Raw genomic sequence first — 286 nt, forward strand, 5'->3', positions numbered from 1 at the left:
CGGCGGCGAGATTGTAGGTGGTGCCGAAGCTCGAGCTGGTGCCGAGCTGGTCGAGCAGGGCGTCGACCGCGGTGCGATCGGCCCCCGAGAGGGTGACGGAGAACTGGGTGGCCGAGTCGAGTTCGACATCGGTGGCGGTGGTCAGGGTGTGGCTCGCCGCGTTGCCGCCGGTGATCGTCAGCGTCGAGAGATCGACGTCGTTGGCCGCGCCGCTGGCGGCCACGAAGTTGCTCCCGGTGACCGTCAGCACCCCGGTGTCGGCGTCGTAGCCCGCCGCGGTGATGGT

General features: G+C 70.3%; 1 protein-coding gene. It reads right to left on the reverse strand.

The window, feature by feature from the left end:
* Positions 1 to 286 (reverse strand): hypothetical protein (locus EBL84_RS17225; protein ID WP_190288006.1); only part of this gene is annotated, 286 nt, incomplete at both ends.

Origin of the sequence: Marichromatium sp. AB31 (assembly GCF_003718685.1) — a bacterium.
GTDB lineage: Bacteria > Pseudomonadota > Gammaproteobacteria > Chromatiales > Chromatiaceae > Marichromatium > Marichromatium gracile.